The sequence below is a fragment of the Sphingorhabdus buctiana genome (assembly GCF_042680825.1).
Lineage (GTDB): Bacteria > Pseudomonadota > Alphaproteobacteria > Sphingomonadales > Sphingomonadaceae > Sphingorhabdus_B > Sphingorhabdus_B buctiana.
Genome location: NZ_JBHUEL010000002.1, coordinates 376,530 through 395,627 on the forward strand (window position 1 = coordinate 376,530; position 19,098 = coordinate 395,627).

Annotated in this window: 14 protein-coding genes and 1 tRNA gene; 11 read left to right on the forward strand and 4 right to left on the reverse strand. The window is 57.4% G+C overall.

All coding sequences use genetic code 11. The features are described from left to right. Positions 1-69: 69 nt before the first annotated feature. From ACFSAG_RS02295 to ACFSAG_RS02305, 3 genes are read left to right on the forward strand one after another with little or no spacing between them, the layout of a single operon-like run. Positions 70-768, forward strand: a complete 699-nt coding sequence (locus tag ACFSAG_RS02295; protein WP_381511030.1) for an aspartate/glutamate racemase family protein — start codon at positions 70-72, stop codon at positions 766-768. A gap of 43 nt (positions 769-811) precedes the next feature. After that, on the forward strand, positions 812-2,026 hold the full coding sequence (locus tag ACFSAG_RS02300; protein ID WP_381511032.1) for a parallel beta-helix domain-containing protein: 1,215 nt from the start codon (positions 812-814) through the stop codon (positions 2,024-2,026). Then, positions 2,026-3,042: an SO2930 family diheme c-type cytochrome gene (locus ACFSAG_RS02305; protein ID WP_381511034.1), complete on the forward strand. Its 1,017-nt coding sequence runs from the start codon at positions 2,026-2,028 to the stop codon at positions 3,040-3,042. Before ACFSAG_RS02300 ends, ACFSAG_RS02305 begins: the two co-directional genes overlap by 1 nt. A 1-nt stretch (position 3,043) precedes the next feature. Here the strand turns inward: ACFSAG_RS02305 and hspQ are convergent, their stop codons facing one another. Continuing rightward, complete coding sequence (gene hspQ / locus ACFSAG_RS02310; RefSeq protein ID WP_381511036.1) at positions 3,044-3,394, reverse strand: heat shock protein HspQ; 351 nt, start codon at positions 3,392-3,394, stop codon at positions 3,044-3,046. Between the two features lie 133 nt (positions 3,395-3,527). On the opposite strand from hspQ, the gene ACFSAG_RS02315 reads away from it, so the two are divergent. Beyond that, a tRNA-Ser gene (locus tag ACFSAG_RS02315) sits at positions 3,528-3,617 on the forward strand. A 7-nt stretch (positions 3,618-3,624) separates the two neighbouring features. Here ACFSAG_RS02315 and ACFSAG_RS02320 read toward each other — a convergent pair. Beyond that, entirely contained in the window at positions 3,625-4,467 is an 843-nt protein-coding gene (locus ACFSAG_RS02320; protein ID WP_381511038.1) for an enoyl-CoA hydratase, read from the reverse strand. 144 nt (positions 4,468-4,611) lie between these two features. Here ACFSAG_RS02320 and ACFSAG_RS02325 point away from each other — a divergent pair, with 144 nt between their 5' ends. Further along, positions 4,612-6,111 carry an acetyl-CoA acetyltransferase gene (locus tag ACFSAG_RS02325; protein WP_381511040.1) on the forward strand — a complete coding sequence of 500 codons (1,500 nt, stop codon included), beginning with the start codon at positions 4,612-4,614 and terminating at the stop codon, positions 6,109-6,111. Here ACFSAG_RS02325 and ACFSAG_RS02330 read toward each other — a convergent pair. Both ACFSAG_RS02330 and ACFSAG_RS02335 read right to left on the reverse strand, forming a co-directional pair. Further along, the gene (locus ACFSAG_RS02330; protein ID WP_381511042.1) at positions 6,108-7,595 is read right to left on the reverse strand and encodes an MFS transporter; all 1,488 of its coding nucleotides are present in this window, start codon (positions 7,593-7,595) and stop codon (positions 6,108-6,110) included. The two genes, ACFSAG_RS02325 and ACFSAG_RS02330, sit on opposite strands and share 4 nt — an antisense overlap. Positions 7,596-7,695: 100 nt before the next feature. Then, positions 7,696-8,754 (reverse strand): LacI family DNA-binding transcriptional regulator, encoded by a 1,059-nt coding sequence (locus ACFSAG_RS02335; RefSeq protein ID WP_381511044.1) that lies wholly within the window; start codon positions 8,752-8,754, stop codon positions 7,696-7,698. A gap of 186 nt (positions 8,755-8,940) precedes the next feature. Between ACFSAG_RS02335 and ACFSAG_RS02340 the strand changes: the two genes are divergently transcribed. The 6 genes from ACFSAG_RS02340 to ACFSAG_RS02365 all read left to right on the forward strand — a co-directional run bounded on the left by ACFSAG_RS02340 (position 8,941) and on the right by ACFSAG_RS02365 (position 19,047). Beyond that, entirely contained in the window at positions 8,941-11,655 is a 2,715-nt protein-coding gene (locus ACFSAG_RS02340; protein WP_381511046.1) for a TonB-dependent receptor, read from the forward strand. 85 nt (positions 11,656-11,740) lie between these two features. After that, the gene (locus tag ACFSAG_RS02345) at positions 11,741-13,228 is read left to right on the forward strand and encodes a tryptophan halogenase family protein (RefSeq protein WP_381511048.1); all 1,488 of its coding nucleotides are present in this window, start codon (positions 11,741-11,743) and stop codon (positions 13,226-13,228) included. Next, positions 13,225-15,015: an alpha-amylase family glycosyl hydrolase gene (locus tag ACFSAG_RS02350; RefSeq protein ID WP_381511050.1), complete on the forward strand. Its 1,791-nt coding sequence runs from the start codon at positions 13,225-13,227 to the stop codon at positions 15,013-15,015. Before ACFSAG_RS02345 ends, ACFSAG_RS02350 begins: the two co-directional genes overlap by 4 nt. Before the next feature lie 5 nt (positions 15,016-15,020). Continuing rightward, positions 15,021-16,640 (forward strand): alpha-glucosidase, encoded by a 1,620-nt coding sequence (locus ACFSAG_RS02355; protein WP_381511052.1) that lies wholly within the window; start codon positions 15,021-15,023, stop codon positions 16,638-16,640. Further along, positions 16,640-17,542 (forward strand): alpha/beta hydrolase, encoded by a 903-nt coding sequence (locus tag ACFSAG_RS02360; protein ID WP_381511053.1) that lies wholly within the window; start codon positions 16,640-16,642, stop codon positions 17,540-17,542. The genes ACFSAG_RS02355 and ACFSAG_RS02360 overlap by 1 nt, the downstream gene beginning before the upstream one ends. Further along, a complete protein-coding gene (locus ACFSAG_RS02365; protein WP_381511055.1) occupies positions 17,539-19,047 on the forward strand; it encodes a tryptophan halogenase family protein in 1,509 nt (502 codons plus the stop codon). Before ACFSAG_RS02360 ends, ACFSAG_RS02365 begins: the two co-directional genes overlap by 4 nt. Positions 19,048-19,098 lie beyond the last annotated feature (51 nt).

The following is a 19,098-nucleotide window of genomic DNA, read 5'->3' on the forward strand; positions in this document are numbered from 1 at the left end:
CGCTGAAACAATAGTTCGCCCCGGCCAATCGACCGGGGCGATTCGATTCCGTTTTAGGGAAAGTCTAAGATGCGCAAAATCGGCCTGATTGGCGGTATGAGTTGGCATTCGACCGAGTTTTACTATCGCCGCATCAACAAGCAGGTGCAGCGCCGTGCGAACATGATGTGCAGCGCGCCAATGATCCTCGATAACCTCAATTTCTGCGACATTGCCAAAGCGACAACCGAACAGGATTGGGACCATGTTGCCAATGTCCTGATCAATTCGGCCAAGCATCTTGAAGATTGCGGCGCAACTGCGATCCTGATTGGTGCGAACAGCATGCACAAGGTGCATGACCGTGTCAGCGAGGCCGTGAAGGTGCCGGTGCTGCACATCGCCGATGCCGTCGGCCGCAAGATGAAGGCGGATGGGGTTGAATCGGCTGCCTTGATCGGTACCCGCAATGTGATGGCCGAAAGCTGGTATCGCCAGCGGCTCGTCAAGCATGGGGTAACCTTGCTCCCCTGGGAGGCGGATGACGTCGAGGAACTTGATCGCATCATCTATGAAGAGTTGATGGCGGGGCAGGTCGTGCGCAATTCGGAACGCGCGCTGAAAACGATGATCACCGAAATCGACAAGGATGGCGCAGATGCGGTTGTCCTTGGCTGCACCGAATTGGGGATGATCGTCGATACCAAGGCCAATGTCCTGCCGATTTACGACAGCGCTGAAATCCATGCCGACGCCGGCGTGGACTGGATTTTCGGCGACGCCCCCTGACGAAATCCTTGGCAAGTTGCGATGGATATTGCAGACTTGCCGCATGAGGATGAGAGACAAAGGCGTTTACGCCATCGCCGCTGCCACGCTGGCTATTTCCAGCAGTGCAGCCTTTGCCAAAACCATCGTCGTCGCGCCTGGCGATGACGCGCAGACCCGCTTGCAGGAAGCGCTAATTAGCGCGGCGCCGGGTGATGTGGTCGAACTGGGCGCTGGCCGTTTCAAACTGACCGACGGTCTGTCGCTCGATGTGCCCAAAGTGACGGTGCGTGGCAAAGGTAGCGGCCAGACAATTCTCGATTTCACCGGCCAGTTGGGCGCGGGTGAGGGGTTGCTGGTAACTTCCGATGATGTGGTGCTGCGTGATTTCGCGGTCGAGAACACCAAGGGCGATGGCATCAAGTCCAAGGGTGCCGATCGCATCGTTTACTACCAGATCCGCGTCGAGTGGACCGGTGGACCCAAGGAAACCAACGGCGCTTATGGCATCTATCCGGTCGAAAGCCAGGATGTGCTCGTGGATAGCGTGCTCGTTCGCGGTGCATCCGACGCCGGTATCTATGTCGGCCAGTCGCGTAACATCGTGGTGCGCAATTCGGTCGCGCTCGAAAATGTTGCCGGGATTGAGATCGAGAACAGCTACGACGCCGATGTCCACGACAATCTGGCGACCAAGAATACCGGCGGTATCCTTGTCTTCGATTTGCCCAACCTGCTCCAGATGGGTGGAAAGAATGTCCGCATTTTCGAAAATGTCGTAGTCGACAATTCGACCCCCAATTTCGCACCCAAGGGCAATATCGTCGCCAATGTGCCGACCGGAACCGGCGTGATGGTGATGGCCAATCGCAACGTCCATGTGTTCGACAATATGCTCGGCCAGAACGGCACGACCAATGTGATGGTTGTCGGTTATCGTTATCCGCACCAGGACCCGAAATATGATCCGATTGCGCGCGGCGTTGCGATCTGGGGCAACCAGCATGACAAGGCCGGATGGGATCCGAAATTCCCAGGCAGCCAGCAAATCGCAACCGCTCTGGGTGGCAGCTTGCCCCCGATTTTCTGGGATGGAGCGGGCGGCGATGAGGCCAAGCCAGTCGTCGCGGACCCGGTGCCTGCGCTGTCGCTCGGCCTTGCCGACCTGAAAGCATCGCCTGAAAGCGCGCAGCCGGTGATGCTGCAAAACAGCACCAACCTGCCGCAAGAATTGCCGCGCATCCGCCTGCCGGAATCGATGGAGGCTGCGGTCCGCTGATGCGTCTGTTGCTGGCGGCGGTTGCGGCGCTTGCGCTTGCCGTTTCGGTCAAGGGCAAGCCTGCAGATGTGAACGATACCGCGATTCTTTCGGCTGAATATCCGGCGTCGCTCTCGGCATACGGCTTTTTCACAGGCGGGGCGGATAGACCGTCGCCTGCCTTGCTTCCCTATGCGCTGCGCACGCCGTTATTTACCGATTACGCTGAAAAACAGCGCTTCCTATACATGCCTGCAGACGCGAAATTTAGCGTGGATGGCGACGGGCGCCTGCAATTCCCGGTGGGAAGCGCGCTGATCAAGAGCTTTGGCTATCATGATGCTGCGGGAAAGCTAAATATCATCGAAACCCGCCTGTTGCTGCATCGTGCAGAGGGCTGGGTTGCCTTGCCCTATGTCTGGAATGCCGATGGCAGCGATGCTGTTTTGAAGGTGGGAGGAGCACGCAAGCCGGTTGATTTCACCAAGCCCGACGGCACCAAGATGAGCATCAGCTATTCGGTTCCGAACAAGAATCAGTGCAAGCAATGCCATTCAACCAAGGATAGCGTGATGCCGGTTGGACCGGTTTGGCAAAACCTCTCTTTCACCAATGCGAAGGCGCAGCTCGCGTTCGAGGCACGTGGCGCGGCGCCCGCCAAATTGGCAGCACTCGAAGCGAAATGGGACGATTCCAAGTCGGGCGCTTTGGAGGCACGGGCGCTCGCTTATTTGCGGGTCAATTGCGGGCATTGCCACAAACCCACCGGCTCCGCCTCCAACTCCGGCCTGTTCTATGACGATCATGAACGCAATGCCGCTGCGTTGGGCATCGGCAAGCGTCCTGTCGCGGCGGGCAGGGGATCGGGCAATTTCGACTTCGTTATCGAACCCGGGCATCCCGAACGTTCGATCCTGATCTATCGGATGAAAAGCACCGACCCGGGTATCGCCATGCCCGAATTGGGGCGCGCCACCGCGCATGATGAAGGGGTAGCCCTGCTAGAAGCTTGGATAAAGTCGCTGCCAGTTAGCTAGGCTATTGCCGCATCAATGCGGCGAGGCGGTAAGGCCCGCCGGTCCAGGGTTCGAAATAGCCTTCGATCGCGGGATGGTTCACCGGGCCATTGTCGGCATCGGGCAGCAAATTTTGCTGGCTGACATAGGCGATATAGCTGCTGTCCGCATTTTCGGCGAACAGGTGATAGAAGGGCTGGTCCTTATGCGGGCGCACAGCCTCTGGAATGGCTTCGTACCATTCATCGCTATTGGCAAAGACCGGATCGATATCGAACACCACGCCGCGGAAATCGAACACGCGGTGGCGCACAATGTCGCCGATCGAAAAGCGGGCTTCGGCGACGGGCGGCATTTCAGGATTCGCTTTCATGCACCCAATATCGTTGCCCAATCGCATTCTTGCAACCTTGCGCTTGGCAAAGCCGGAATCATTCGCTAATGGCCGCGCTCTGTCGCACGGGCACGCCAGTTTTTGGCACCGACCAACGCCCGCAAAGACGTGCGGACAGATGCCGGAGTGGTCGAACGGGGCGGTCTCGAAAACCGTTGTGCGCGTGAGCGTACCCAGGGTTCGAATCCCTGTCTGTCCGCCATTTTTCCTCAGGGTTTTTTGATTTCCATCGTCGAAATGGGCAGGCCGTAAACCTGCATGTTATGGCTGTGGCAAAGCTGGTGCAGCGCGAAGATCGTGCTCATCGCCTGCGGGCGGCCCATGGCGTCGTGGGCGGCGTTGATCGCTTCCTTTGCCATTTTCAATGCAAAGCGCGGCTTGGCTGCAATCACGCTGGCCAAGCCGCGCGTAGCGGTTTCCAGTTCGGCCAGCGGCACTACGCGGTTGACGAAGCCAGTCAAAACTGCCTCCTGCGCGCTGATCCAGCCGGCAGTGAACAACAGCTCCTTCGCCTTGCGAATGCCGAAATCATATGGATGGTTGAAAAACTCGGTCCCGCACACGCCAAGGTCGATGGTGTTGTCGCAAAAGGCGGCATTGTCGGCAGCAACCACCAGGTCGCAGGCCATCACCAGCATCAGCCCACCCGAAATGCAGCGCCCCTGAACCTGGGCAATGGTTGGCTTGGGCACATTGCGCCAGCGCTCGCTCAGGTCGAGATAGACCTCTTTCTCAACCGAATAGCGGCCCTCGGCACCGGGAGCAGTGAAATCGGCCCAGTTGCCGAGGACATCGAAATCGGTTGGCTGCACGTCGCGTTGTTTCAGATCGTGCCCGCTGCTGAAATCGGGGCCATCGGCTGCAAGGATGATCACGGCGACGCTTTCGTCACGCGCACAGGCGGTGAATGCGGCATCGAGTTGGTACAGCATCGCGAAATTTTGCGCGTTGCGCTTTTCGGCGCGGTTGAGCACGATCCGCGCCACGCCTTCTGCCGGATGTTCGATTTTGACCAGCGGTTCGCCCGCACTGTTGGTTTTCTCGACAGTCATCGCGCTCCCTCTCCCTCCACGCCGCCGGACTCGGCGTTCGCTTGCCAATGGCTATCAATGCTGCACGTGCGCGGCCAGCGGGAAATTTAACTGATCGATTAATATACAGTTGCGCTGAACCGTCTAATTTGGTCAATGGCCGGCATGACTGATATCGAACGCATCCCCGTCATCATTGGCGTAGGCCAGATCAACGACCGCCCCGAAGACCCTGACAATGGGCTTGATCCATTGGGATTGATGGTCGAAGCCTTGAAACGCGCCGAGGCGGACAGCGGGGTTTCGCTGCTTTCGCAACTGGATAGCGTTGCGGTTGTCGACCAGATCAGTTTCCGCAACCTTAACCCGCTCGACCGCAAATTGGCCGAAGCCCTGGGTGCCAATCCATCGGTTTGCTATCAATCCGAAGCGCCGCATGGCGATACGCCAATCCGCCTGCTCAACGAAGCGGCCAACCGCATCGGGGCAGGAGAGATCAAGCTGGCTGCAGTCGCTGGGGCAGAGGCGCTGCGTACCATTGCCGGTCGCCTCGCCAAGCATGCAACGCCGCAAAAGGATGTGTTTGAAGGTGTGCGCAAAGAGGCCAAGCGCGAGCCTGGTTACGCACAACAACATGGGCTCAATGCGCCAGTCGATGTTTACCCGCTTTACGAGAATGCCGGGCGCGCAGCCTATGGCCAGACATTGGCCGAGGGGCAGGCAGAAAGCGGTGAAATCTGGTCACGCTTCAGCCAGGTTGCAGCCGCCAATGACGGCGCATGGATCCGCAAGCCCGCGTCACCGGAAGAAATTATCACATCAAACGAGAAGAACCGCCCGATTGCATTCCCTTACAATAAGCTGATGGTGGCAAATGCGTCAGTGAACCAAGGCGCCGGCTTCATCGTGGCCAGCCTTGCCGAAGCGCGCCGACTTGGAATTGCCGAGGACAAGATGATCTATGTCGGCATGGGCGCGGCGGCGAAGGAGGCTTACAGTTTCCTCCAACGCGATCGCTATGACCGCTCAGTCAGCATGGAAACCTCGATCCGCCGCACGTTGGAACTCAACAAGATGAGCGGCGCGGACTTCGATTTTGTCGAACTTTACAGCTGTTTTCCGTGCGTGCCCAAAATGGCGCGGCGGATACTTGGATGGCCGGTCGACAAACCCGCAACGGTATTTGGCGGTCTGACCTTTGGTGGTGGACCGATCGCCAACTATATGAGTCATGCTGTCGTTTCGATGGTTGAAAAACTACGCAAGGAAGGCACCAACGGCTTCCTGTTCGCCAATGGCGGTTTTGCGACCGACAATCATTGCATCGTCGTTTCGAACAAACCGCTGGCTGCCGCGCAATTCCCGCAGAATTTCGATTACCAGGCAGAGGCCGATGCTGCGCGTGAAGCTGTCCCCGAACTCGACAAGGACTATGTCGGCACCGGCACGGTGGAAACCTACACCATATTCTATGGCCGCGATGGCAGCCCCAAGGGCGGGGTGGTGGTGGCACGCACCCCGAGCGGCGACCGCACGCTCGCACATGTTGATGTAGCGGACGGCGCGATGGTTGAGTTCCTTACCAGCGGCAAGAGCGAACCGGTGGGCACTCCCGGCGCGGTTGTTGCCGATGCTGGCGGGCGCAGGATCTGGGCCCGCGCTTAAGCGGGCTCCTTCACCCGCAACGTTGCCAGCGCTGCCAGCGCCATGACGACGGCGGCAAAGGCCATGGTCCAGATCGGCTCGGTCGGGAAAAACGCCTTCAGGATCGTGCCCATCACCGTCGCCACCAGCAATTGCGGTACAACGATGAAGACGTTGAACAGCCCCATATAGATGCCAAGCTTGCCCTGCGGCAGGCTGGAAGCGAGGATGGCGTAAGGCATGGCGAGGATCGATGCCCATGCGATGCCAATACCGATTTCGGCGAGCAGCAGCATTTGCGGATCGCGGATGAACAGGAAGGCTGCAAAGCCTGCCGATCCGGCAAGCAGGCAAGCCATGTGTGTTTTGACCTTGCCGAAACGGGCCGCCAATTTGGGAAGCAGGAACAAGGCGGCCAGAGCAGCGACGCCATTGTAGACCGCGAAAAGGATGCCCACCCAGTTGCCGCCTTCGTTATAGGCCGCCGAAGCCGGGTCACTCGAACCAAAAACATATTGGGCAACCACCGGCGTGGTATAGATCCACATGATGAACAATGCCGACCAGCTGAAGAACTGGGCGAGGGCCAGCTTCTTCATGATTTCCGGCATTCCCGAGAAATCGCCGACGATGTGGCTCAGCATGTTGTTGCTGCGGCCGCCTTTGGCCAGTTGGATGGCGACAAGGCTCGCAAGGCCATAGCCCGCCATCAGTGCGCCGAGCAGGTAAACTTCCTTCTCAAGGTCCTCATAGGCAACGACCGCCGCGACCGCAAAGCCCAGCACGACCCAGATCAAAGCGCTGTTGGACGATCGGGCAGCGAGGGCACGGATGGTGGAGTCATCGCCTTCGGCATCTTCCTGCCCGAACGCGCGCAACTCTTCTGGACTAAATTCGGTGGTGCTGAACACCGTCCACAAAACGGAAAGCAGGTAGATCAACCCGCCAAACCAGAAGCTGTATTTGACCGTGTCGGGGATGCCGCCGCCAGCGACTTCATTCGCAACGCCCAGATGGTCCAATACCCAAGGGAAGATCGAGCCGACTACCGCGCCCGCACCAATGAATGCAGTTTGTAGCGAATATCCTGCCGTATGCTGGTCCTTGCGCAGCATATCGCCAACAAATGCGCGGAAGGGTTCCATCGATACATTGATCGAAGCGTCCAATATCCAGAGCATCACGGCCGCAAACCATAGGGCAGGGGCCAAGGGCATCACAAACAAAGCGAGCGAGGCCATGATCGCACCGGCAAGGAAATAAGGACGGCGGCGTCCCAATTTGCCGAGCCAGGTCCGGTCGCTCATATGTCCGATGATCGGCTGGACGAGCAGGCCTGTAAGTGGGGCCGCGATCCACAGCGCAGTCAGATTATCCAGGCTCTCGCCGAGTGACTGGAAAATGCGCGACATGTTCGCGTTCTGCAACGCGAATCCAATCTGGATTCCGAAGAAGCCAAACGAAATGTTCCAAAGGCCCCAAAAGCCCTGACGCGGCTTTTCCATCATCCTCTCCCCACTTTATTTTGCCGCAGGTTGGCAGCGAAATCGCGGCGCGGCAATATGATGGGGTCACGCCATCCGTTACGTATACGAATACGTTCGCTTAATGCGCTCCACAGGATTTGCGGACAATGAGCTTGGCTGGAAGCGTTTTGCCCTCGGCACTCTTGCCTTCGATCAGCTTGAGCAAGGTATCGACCAGCACTTCGCCCGCCAAGCGATAGTCCTGCTGGACGGTAGTGAGTGGTGGGTGCGCAAGGCTGGCAGCCGGGATATCGTCAAAACCGATCACGGCAACATCTGACGGAATGGAAAGGCCAGCCTCTTCCACGGCACGGATAGCCCCGATGGCAATCAGGTCACTCGCGGCAAAGATAGCATCGAATTTCACACCACTCGCGATCAATTGCTGCGCGGCATCATAGCCGGATTGTTCGGTGTTGATGGCATTGACCTGCAGGTCTTTCGAGGTCGAAACGCCCGCCGCGGTCCAGGCCTTCTTGGCTCCCAGATAGCGATCACGAAATTCTGGCGAATGCTCTGAAGCATCGCCGAGAAAGGCGATATTTTTACGGCCGTGGGTAATCAGATGTTCCGCCGCCAGTCGGCCGCCATCGAGATTGTCGCAACCGATGGTTGTACCCATTTCATCCTGCCCGCCGGCGAGCCCCCAGCGGACAAAATGGGTGCCCTGTTCGACAAGTTGTTCGAGTTTCGGGCGGTAGAGTTCATAATCGCCATAGCCGAGCAAGATGATGCCGTCCGCCTTGCGGCTATCCTCATAGTCGACATGCCAGTTGGCGGAGAGTTGCTGGAAGGAAATCAGAAGGTCATGGTTCCGCCGTGCGGCCGTGCGCGTGATTGAAGCCAGCATTGAAAGGAAGAACGGATTGATGCCCGTTTCGTCGGGTGTGGGGTCCTCAAAGAATAAAAGTGCCAGCGTGTTGGAGCGCTGGGTGCGCAAACTCGATGCATTCTTGTCGACTTTGTAATTGAGCTGCTGTGCAATTGCCTCGATCCGTTTGCGTGTTTGTTCGGATACAGAAGGGCTGCCACGGAGTGCACGCGAAACCGTAGGCTGCGAAACCCCGGCGAGTTGCGCGATGTCAAAAGACGTAGGCTTATGTGGTGGCATATGTTGCGACCGGCTCTCCTGCGACATTCCATAAGCAGGGTGCGGCATTCGTGCAACGTCGTTACCGCATAATTCTGAATACGTATGTGAATAACTGTCATTCGCTGCGGCGCGCGTAGTATTTGAATGGTGATGGCCAGACTGGGTGGTCATGCATTTGAAGTTGCAACAAGCGGTGCAGCAACGACTGGGCCGCATATGAGGGGATACAGGATGTCTGCTTCGTGGAAAACGAATGAAGTACGTGCGCGCTTGGCGCAAACGACCAGTGCAACCGCGCTGGCGCTTGCCGCTTTTGCTGCGCTGCCGGGTGCAGCATATGCACAAGATGCTGCGGCCGAAGAAGTCGCCGATGAAGAAGAGGCGATTGTCGTAACCGGCTTCCGCGCAGCACTGGAAAGCGCTGTCGCCGAAAAGAAGAACGCCGAACAGATCGTTGAATCGGTTTCGGCGGAAGATATCGGCAAGCTGCCTGACGCGTCGATCGCTGAATCGATCGCTCGCCTGCCGGGTCTCACCTCGCAGCGCCTGAACGGCCGTTCGGCCTTCATCTCGATCCGTGGTTTCGGCCCCGATCTTTCGCAGACCCTGCTGAATGGTCGTGAACAGACCTCGACCGGTGACAACCGCGCCGTCGAATTTGACCAATATCCCTCGGAAATGGTCAGCCAAGTCAATGTCTACAAGACACCTTCGGCAAACATCATCGGTCAGGGCCTTGTTGGCACCGTCGATATCCGCACCGCGCGCCCGCTGGAAACCGGCAAGCGCGTTCTTGCATTTGGCGTGAAGGGCAGCCTTACCGATCTGGGCAAGCTCAACGCAGGTTCGAACGACAAGGGCTATCGCGTCAACGCAACCTATATCGACCAGTTCGGTGGCGACACTGTCGGTATCGCGCTGACCGCCAACTATGTCGACGAATCCTACCAGGTTCAGGAATATAACGCTTGGGGTTACAATGATTTCTCCGGCGCGCGCCTGATTGCCGGTAACAAGTCGTTCGTCACCTCGACCAACCTGAAGCGTTTCGGCCTTGGCGGTACGTTGCAGGGCGACCTTTCGGACAATGTCCGCATCACTGCAGACCTGTTCTACTCGAAGTTTGATGACGATATCATCAAGCGCGGTATCGAGCTTCCGCTGTCGAGCGCTTTTGGCTGGACTTCGGCGGGTATCAACCCGGGTTACACCGTGCAGGACGGCCATATCGTCAATGGCACCTTCACCAACATCGAAGCGGTTGTGAACAACCACAAGCTGGTCCGTTCGGCTGACCTTTTCTCGAGCGGCTTCAACGTCGATTGGGATATCGGCAATGGCTGGAATGCGACCTTTGACTGGGGTACCTCGCGTACCGATCGTAACGAGCTTATTTTTGAATCCAACGCTGGTACCGGCCGTGGCCAAGGCGTTGGCGCTCGTGACACCATTGGTTTCACGCAAAGCACCACCGGAACTGTGTTCCGTCCGACGCTCAACTATTCCGATCCGAACCTGATCCGCCTGACCTCTCCGATGGGCTGGGGTGGCATCGCGGGCGGCCAGGATGGTTATTACAATGACCGCCTTGTTGACGACGAACTGACCACCGTTCGTTTCGACCTCGAAAAGGAACTGGACGGCTTCTTCTCAGCGGTACGCGCGGGCGTCGCTTACAATGATCGCGGCAAGTCGCTTTATGCGGACGAATATTTTGTCGTCCTTGCAAGCGGTGCGGCTGATCTTCGCGTTCCCGACCAGTATCTGCTGCGTCCGACCAACCTGAACTATCTCGGCCTTGGCCCGGTCATCAGCTATGATCCGCAGGAACTCCTTGAAGGTGGAATCTACCGTCTGGTGCCGAACGCGGTTCAGGACGTCATTTCGAAAAACTATGTCGTCGATGAAGAGCTGATCACCGGCTACCTGCAGGCTGCGATCGATACCGAACTCGGTTCGAGCCAGCTGACCGGTAATGTCGGCGTTCAGGTGATCAAGGCTGAACAGAGCAGCACCGGTGCGCTGTTCTTCAACGGTGTGGCGACCCCCACAACGCTGGGAACCAGCTACACTGACTGGCTGCCGAGCCTCAACCTCTCGCTCCGTACGGCTAGCGACTTTGTCATCCGCGTCGGCCTCGCTCGCGAAATCCAGCGTCCGCGCATGGATCAGATGCGCGTGTCGATCGGCTATGGCGTCGATCGTAGCGGCCCGACCCCCGTCATCCGTGGCGGTGGCGGTAACCCGTTCCTTGAACCGATCCGGGCGAACGCTGCTGACCTGACCTTCGAAAAATATTTCGGTACAAAGGGTTATGTCGCTGCGCAGCTCTTCTACAAGAAATTGCTGAACTGGATCTACAACGCGGAATTCCCGTTCGATTACACCGGCTTCCCGCTGGGTGCCGAAGTCGTTCCGTCGCGCATTGGTACACTCAACGCGCCGCTCAATGGTGACGGTGGCAAGATCTACGGTGTCGAACTTGCTGGTACGCTTCCGTTCGAAACCTTTACGCCCTCGCTTGAAGGCTTTGGCGTAACCGGCGGTGTCTCTTACACCAAGAGCAAGCTGCGTCCGGCTCCGGGTCAGCCTTATGGCGACATTGATGGCTATTCGCGCTGGGTTGCCAACGGCACGGCCTATTTCGAAAAGAATGGCTTCAGCGCCCGTGGTAGCGTCCGTTACCGTTCGACCTTCCAGGGCGAACTGTCCGGCTTCGGTGGCAACCGTGTCCGCCGCCGTGCGCGCGGTGAAATGATCGTCGACGCTCAGTTGGGCTATGACTTCCAGCCGGGCAGCAGCCTTGAAGGCCTGTCGCTGTTCATCCAGGGTCAGAACCTGACGAACGAAGCCTTCTCGACCATCAATCCGGGCGCTCCGCTCGAAGTGATCGATTATCAGACCTATGGCCGCCGTTACCAGGCTGGCATTACCTTCAAGTTCTGATACCTAACCTTGGGGGCGCTGCCATCGGTGGCGCCCCTTTCATTTTCGGGCCATAGCGGCTCCGCAAACGAGGCAGGCAGGACCGATGCGCATAGTCATTGTTGGAGGCGGATCTGCAGGCTGGATGGCCGCTGCAGCATTGTCACGGCTTCTGACACCCGATTGGCAGATTACCCTTGTCGAATCCGACCAGATTGGAACTGTCGGGGTCGGCGAAGCCACTATTCCGCAGATATTGTTGTTCAACGGCGTATTGGGAATCGATGAAAACGAATTCCTGAAAGCGACCAAGGGCACGTTCAAACTGGGCATCGAATTTGATGGCTGGCGCGCACCGGGTCAGCGCTACATGCATGCATTTGGGCATGTAGGGCGCGATCTGGGCCTTATTCCTTTTCACCACTATTGGTTGCAGGCCAAGGCGCGCGGCAAGGCCCGCACGCTTGATCATTACAGCCTTTCCGAATGCACCGCGCGGGCGAACCGTTTTTCGCGTAACGACCCGCTGCCGCAAGCGCCGTTGGGCGCACCCACTTATGCCTATCATTTCGATGCCGGGCTTTATGCCGCCATGTTGCGCAAATATTCCGAGGCGCGCGGTGTTGTCCGTCATGAAGGCCGCATTGTCGACATCCCTCTGAACGGCGAAACCGGCGCTGTAACCGCGGTCAAACTCGAAAACGGCAAACTGATCGAAGGCGATCTGTTCATCGATTGCTCGGGCTTTCGCGGGTTGTTGATCGGCGAAGCAGTGGGTTCGGAATATGTCGACTGGTCCAAATGGCTGCCGTGCAATCGTGCTTTGGCTGTGCCTTGTGAATCCGCTGAAAAGCTTTTGCCCTATACGCGGGCTTCGGCGCGCGAGGCGGGCTGGCAGTGGCGCATTCCGCTGCAGCATCGCATCGGCAATGGCTATGTTTATTGCAGCGATTACATCGATGATGATCGTGCAGCGGAAACGCTGCTCGCGAACCTCGATGGAAAGCCGCTGGCTGATCCCCGTCCTATCCGTTTCACAACCGGCCACCGGCGCGAATTCTGGAAGAAGAATGTCGTTTCATTGGGGCTTTCGTGCGGTTTCCTCGAGCCCTTGGAATCGACCAGCCTGCATCTGGTGCAATCGGGCATCAAACATCTGATCGACCTGTTGCCAGCCGGTGAAATCGCCGGGGCCGAGGTTGAGCGTTTCAACCGCCAGATGACGTTTGAGTTTGAAACGATCCGCGACTTCCTGATGCTTCACTACTGGGCCAATGGTCGCGACGAACCTTTCTGGCAGGCTTGCCGCAATCTCGAACTGACCGACAGTCTTCAGCATAAGCTGGAACTGTTCCGATCAAGCGGGCGTTTGTTCCGCTACAATGAAGAACTGTTCACCGAGACCGGTTGGTTGCAGGTGCTGATCGGGCAGGGGATTGAACCCGCCGCCTACCACCCCTTGGCAAATGCCCCCGGCGACGAGGCGGTCGATAAATATCTGGTGTCTATCGAAGAGGTGATTGCCGCCAAGGTCGCCCGCATGCCTGAACATGCGGACTATATTCGCCAAAACTGTTCTTCCGGAGATTTATGATGCGCAAACTGCTCCTCGCCGCAGCTTTGGCCGCCACCGCCATTTCGCCGCTGGCCGCGCAATCTTTCCGCGACCGCCTGCCCGAAGATGAGGTGATCTATTTCGTATTGCCTGATCGTTTTGCCAATGGTGATCCCAAAAACGATACCGGCGGCATCAAAGGTGACCGGATGAAGCACGGCTTCGATCCGACCCACAAGGGTTTCTACCAGGGCGGCGACCTCAAAGGGCTCACGCAGAAACTCGATTATCTGCAATCGATGGGTATGACCGCAATCTGGTTTGCACCCATATTCAAGAATAAACCGGTGCAAGGCGGCCCAGGGCAGGAAAGCGCTGGATACCACGGTTACTGGATCACCGATTTCACCTCGATCGATCCGCATTTCGGAACCAATGCCGAGTTCAAGGCCTTTGTCGACGCCGCCCATGCACGCGGGATGAAGGTTTATATGGACATTGTCGTCAACCACACGGCTGACGTCATCCAGTATCGGGACTGCCCCGGGGACTGCGCCTATCGCAGCATCGCCGATTACCCATGGTCGCGCAAAGGCGGGGTGAAGGGCGAGGCGATCAACCCCGGTTTCCAGGGCGACAGTGTGCAGACCGACGAGAATTTCGCCAAGCTGAACGACATGAATTTCGCGTACCAGCCGTTCGTGCCGGATGCGGAAAAGAATGTGAAAGTGCCCGCCTGGCTCAACGATATCCGATACTATCACAACCGCGGTAACAGCTATTGGAAGGGTGAAAGCGTCGTCTATGGCGACTTTGTCGGGCTGGACGATGTTGCGACCGAAAACCCGCGCGTCGTGCGCGGCTTTATCGATATATTCGGCAAATGGATCGATGATTTCGGTGTCGATGGCTTTCGCATCGATACGTCGAAGCATGTGAATTCCGAATTCTGGCAGGCTTTCGTTCCCGCGATGATGGATCGCGCAAAGGCGCGTGGCATCCCCAATTTCCATATCTTTGCGGAAGTGATGGTCGATGGCACCGACACGGCAACGCTGGCCCGCTATAACCGGTCTGACCTATACCATACGCTCGACTTTGCCTTCACCTGGGCAGTCGTCGATGCACTGAGCGGAAAGAATGGACCGGAGGCGCTTAGCCGCCTGGTCGCCAATGACATCATTTACCGCGATGGTCCCGGTTCGGCGAAGCGGATGCCGACTTTCCTCGGCAATCACGACATTGCGCGATTTTCCACCAATTTGCGTCGCCGGATGCCCGACATCAGTCCCGATGAGCTTTTGCAGCGGGTCCAACTCGGCCATGCCCTGATGTTCACGATGCGCGGCGTGCCCACCATCTATTCGGGCGACGAGCAGGGATTTGTCGGCGACGGGGGCGATCAGGATGCGCGCGAAACGCACTTTGCATCGCAAGTGAAGGTCTATCTCGACAATGACCTGATCGGCACCGACAACAGCCATGCGCAAGACAATTATGCGCAGGACCATCCGATTTACCGGCATATCGCCGACCTCGCCAAAATCCGTCAGGCGTCGCCCGCTTTGCGCCGCGGAAAGACCATCGTGCGCAATCATGGCGAAAAGCCGGGCCTGTTTGCATTCAGCAGGATCGATGAGGAAAGCGGCGAAGAAGTGATCGTTGTCGCCAATACGAGCACCGATGCGATTACCGGAAACTTTGAACTAAGCCCGGCTGCGCAGTGGTTCGAGCCAGTTCGCGGGACTTGCCCGACCCTCAACGCCCCCGGCTCCGCCAGCATATCGCTCGCACCGCTTGACTATGTAATTTGTACCGTAAAATGAATGATATGCAGAAAATAATGATCTCCTCCACTGCCCTGTCCGAATGGTGGCGTGGAGCTGTGATCTACCAAATCTATCCGCGCAGCTTTGCGGATAGCAATGGTGACGGCGTGGGCGATCTACCCGGTGTCACGGGCAAGCTCGATTATGTCGCCTCGCTTGGCGTCGATGCGATTTGGCTATCGCCATTCTTCACATCGCCAATGCGCGATTTCGGATATGATGTTGCCGATTATTGCGGGGTCGACCCGATTTTCGGAACGCTGGACGATTTCGATGCACTGATCGCCAAGGCGCATGGCTTGGGTCTCAAGGTCATTATCGATCAGGTCTATTCTCACACGTCGGACCAGCATCCCTGGTTTGCCGAAAGCCGTTCGTCGCGCGATAATGCAAAGGCGGATTGGTATGTGTGGGCTGATCCCAAACCGGATGGTTCACCGCCCAACAATTGGCAATCGGTCTTTGGTGGGCCTGCATGGACGTGGGATGCCCGTCGCGGCCAGTATTACATGCACAATTTCCTGCGCGAACAGCCGCAGATGAACGGGCACAATCCCGAAGTGCAGGAAGCGTTGCTGGGTGTCGCAAAATTCTGGCTCGATCGGGGAGTCGACGGTTTCCGCGTTGATGCGATCAACTTTGCCATGCATGATTTGCAATTGCGGGATAACCCGCCCGCACCATTGGGCAATGGCGTGCGCACCCGCCCGTTCGATTTCCAGCTCAAAGTCCACAACCAATCGCATCCCGATATTCCGGGTTTCATCCAACGCATTCGTGCGCTTACCGATCGCTATCCAGATCGTTTCACCGTTGCTGAAGTCGGCGGGCCGGAGCCCGACAAGGAAATGAAAGCGTTCACCGCGGGGAATACGCATTTCAACAGCGCCTATGGCTTTGATTTTCTTTATGCCGAAAAACTGACGCCGGCGCTGGTCCGCGAAGCGGTTGAGAACTGGCCCTCAGGCGAGGGTATTGGCTGGCCAAGCTGGGCATTTTCCAATCATGATGCGCCGCGTTGGATCAGCCGATGGGCACCCGAAGGCGCGCGCGACGAATTTGCCCGTATGGCAATGCTGTTGTTCCTGTGCCTGCGCGGGAATGCGATCATCTGGCAGGGTGAGGAACTGGGGCTATCGCAAGTCGATATCCCGTTCGAAAAACTTCAGGATCCTGAAGCAATCGCAAATTGGCCGCTGACCCTGTCGCGTGATGGAACCCGCACACCGATGCCATGGTCTGCGCGCGAGGAAAACTGCGGCTTCTCTACGCACGAACCTTGGCTGCCATTCGGCCCAGATCATGCGTCGCACGCAGTTGACCAACAGGCCGGCACTGCGGGGTCGATGCTCGAAGAGACCAAGCGTTTCATTGCCTTGCGCCAGTCCAATGAAGCTCTGCGTTCTGGCGATATCCGTATTCTTGATGCGAATGGATCTGTTTTGGCGTTCGAACGCAAAAGCAAATGCCAGACATTGCTTTGCATCTTTAACCTCGGTTCCGAAAACATAGAATGGCCCAGCCAACAGCCTGCCAATTGGCGCAAGGTGGAAAGCCTGAACCAGGCCGCAGACTGGACGATCGGTGCCTATGGGGCGCTCGTGTTGGAGAAAATCGGCTGATGAATGCCCTGTCGCGCATCGTGATCGGTCTTTTCAGCCTTTTCTTCGCCGTGCTGGCGGCGCCCGATGCCGATGCGCGTATCGTAAAGATAGAGAATTTCGCCTCTTCATTCGTCAAGGCCCGCAATGTCAGCATATTGCTGCCGCCCGATTATGACGGGTCCAGCAAACGCTATCCCGTGATCTACATGCATGACGGGCAAAACCTGTTCGAGCCCGGCTATGCATATGGCGGAAAGGAATGGGGTGTCGACGAAGCCATGGCAGGCCGGAAGAAGCAGGCGATCATCATCGGCGTCTGGAACACCGATTTGCGGGGCAGGGAGTATCTGCCGGCGAAGGTGGCGGCGAACCTCCCCGCCGATTTGCGGGCGCGGATAGAAGGCCTCCATGGCGGCGCTTCGTTGGCAGATAATTATCTGCGCTTCCTGGTTGAAGAACTGAAGCCCTATATCGACCGAAGCTACCGCACGAAGACCGACCGCAAATCCACATCCTTGATGGGATCAAGCATGGGTGGCCTGATCTCGCTTTATGCTATGGGCGAATATCCCGAGATATTCGGAAATGCCGCTGCGCTCTCGATCCACTGGCCTTTGGCCGATCCGACCAAGGCGAGTGAAGCCGATCGCGATGCAATCGTTGCAGCATTCGACAAATGGATGAAGCAAAGCCGCATGCGTCCCGGCCCCAACCGTTTCTACACCGATCACGGATCGGTCAATCTCGACAGTTTCTACGCGCCCTATAGCAGCCGCATGGACAAGCTGTTTGCAGCCGCGGGCTGGCGCCGCAATCGCAACTGGTCGAGCCGGGTTTTCGAGGGCACCGATCATAACGAGGCCGCATGGCGCGAAAGGGTGGACATCCCGCTCGATTTCCTGCTTTCTCGGACGAAATGAACTCGACCAAAGCTTTGCACATTTGCATCATGGGTGGCGGCACAGCCGGTTGGATGGCCGCGTGCCTGCTGGGCAAACGTTGGCCGCAACACCGCATCACCGTTATTGAATCGCCTGAAATCGGAATAATCGGGGTGGGCGAAGGTTCCACACCGCAATTGCGTGCTTTTTTTGAAACGCTTGGTATCGCCGAAGCCGAATGGATGCCTGCCTGCAACGCGACGTACAAGGCGGGGATTTCATTCCACGGATGGTCGAACAAACCGGGCTTTGAAAGCTATTTCCACCCTTTCCAGACCGAACTTGATCACCACACCGTGCCGCATTTCTATTTTCACACCCGCGCGCGCCGCACGGGGCGTGACGTGTGGGCCCATCCCGATCGGTTTTTCCTTTCGAGCCAGTTGGCGAAGTTGAAACTGGCCCCAATCCCCAATGAAAATTTCCCCTTCGACCTCGGCTATGGCTATCATTTCGATGCCAATCTGGTCGGCGCTTACCTGCGCGGGTACGCGACGGGCAAACTCAATGTAGATCATATCGCACGCACCGTAGTTGAGGTGCAGCTCGATGCGAACGGGCGGGTCGCGGCGCTGCAACTTGAGGATGGCGAGGCCGTTACGGCGGATTTCTTCGTCGATTGCAGCGGCTTTCGTTCCACAATCATGCAACAGGCGCTTGGCGAACGATTTCTCTCCTTTTCGGACAATCTGTTCAACGACAGCGCCGTCGCAATGCCCACCCCGAATGATCCAGAGGGGATAACGTGCCAGACCAAGGCAACGGCGCTTTCGGCAGGTTGGGCCTGGCACATCCCGCTGACCAATCGCGCCGGCAATGGCTATGTTTATTCAAGCCAGTATATCAGCGCCGACCAAGCCGAGACCGAACTGCGCCAGCATCTGGGCATGCTCGAATCCGATGTCGAGGCCCGGCATTTGAAGATGAAGGTGGGGCGAGTGGCCAATAGCTGGGTCGCAAATTGCCTCGCCGTCGGCCTAAGCCAGGGCTTTATTGAACCACTTGAAGCAACCGCGCTGCATATCGTGCAGGCAACGGTCGAAGGATTTGCTGACGCCTTCGAGGCTGGCGGCTTCTCGGATGTAAACCGTGACGAATTCAACCGCAGCATAGGTGCGCGCTATGACGGAATTCGTGACTATATTGTTGCGCATTACCGGCTGAATACCCGGGGCGACGGCGAATATTGGCGCGCCAATGCCAATCACGACAATCTCTCGGATTCGTTGAAAGCGCTGATGACTTGCTGGTTCAAAGGCGGCGAACTGGATGTTGAGGTGCAGCGGCAGGGCATTTCCAAATATTATGCTCCCTTGTCATGGCACTGTCTCTTTGCCGGTTATGGCACTTTTCCCGACCAGAATATGCTGTTTCCGGCTGAACCCGAGCTGCCACTGGCAGATATGGGCCGCATCGATGATTTTATCCGTCGGTGCTGCCTGAACTTCCCCAGCCTGACCGATGCAATGGCGGAATTGAACTAAATCGTCCAAACATGGAACGTTTGCCAGCGCTTGAGCTGCGTAAATTTTCAG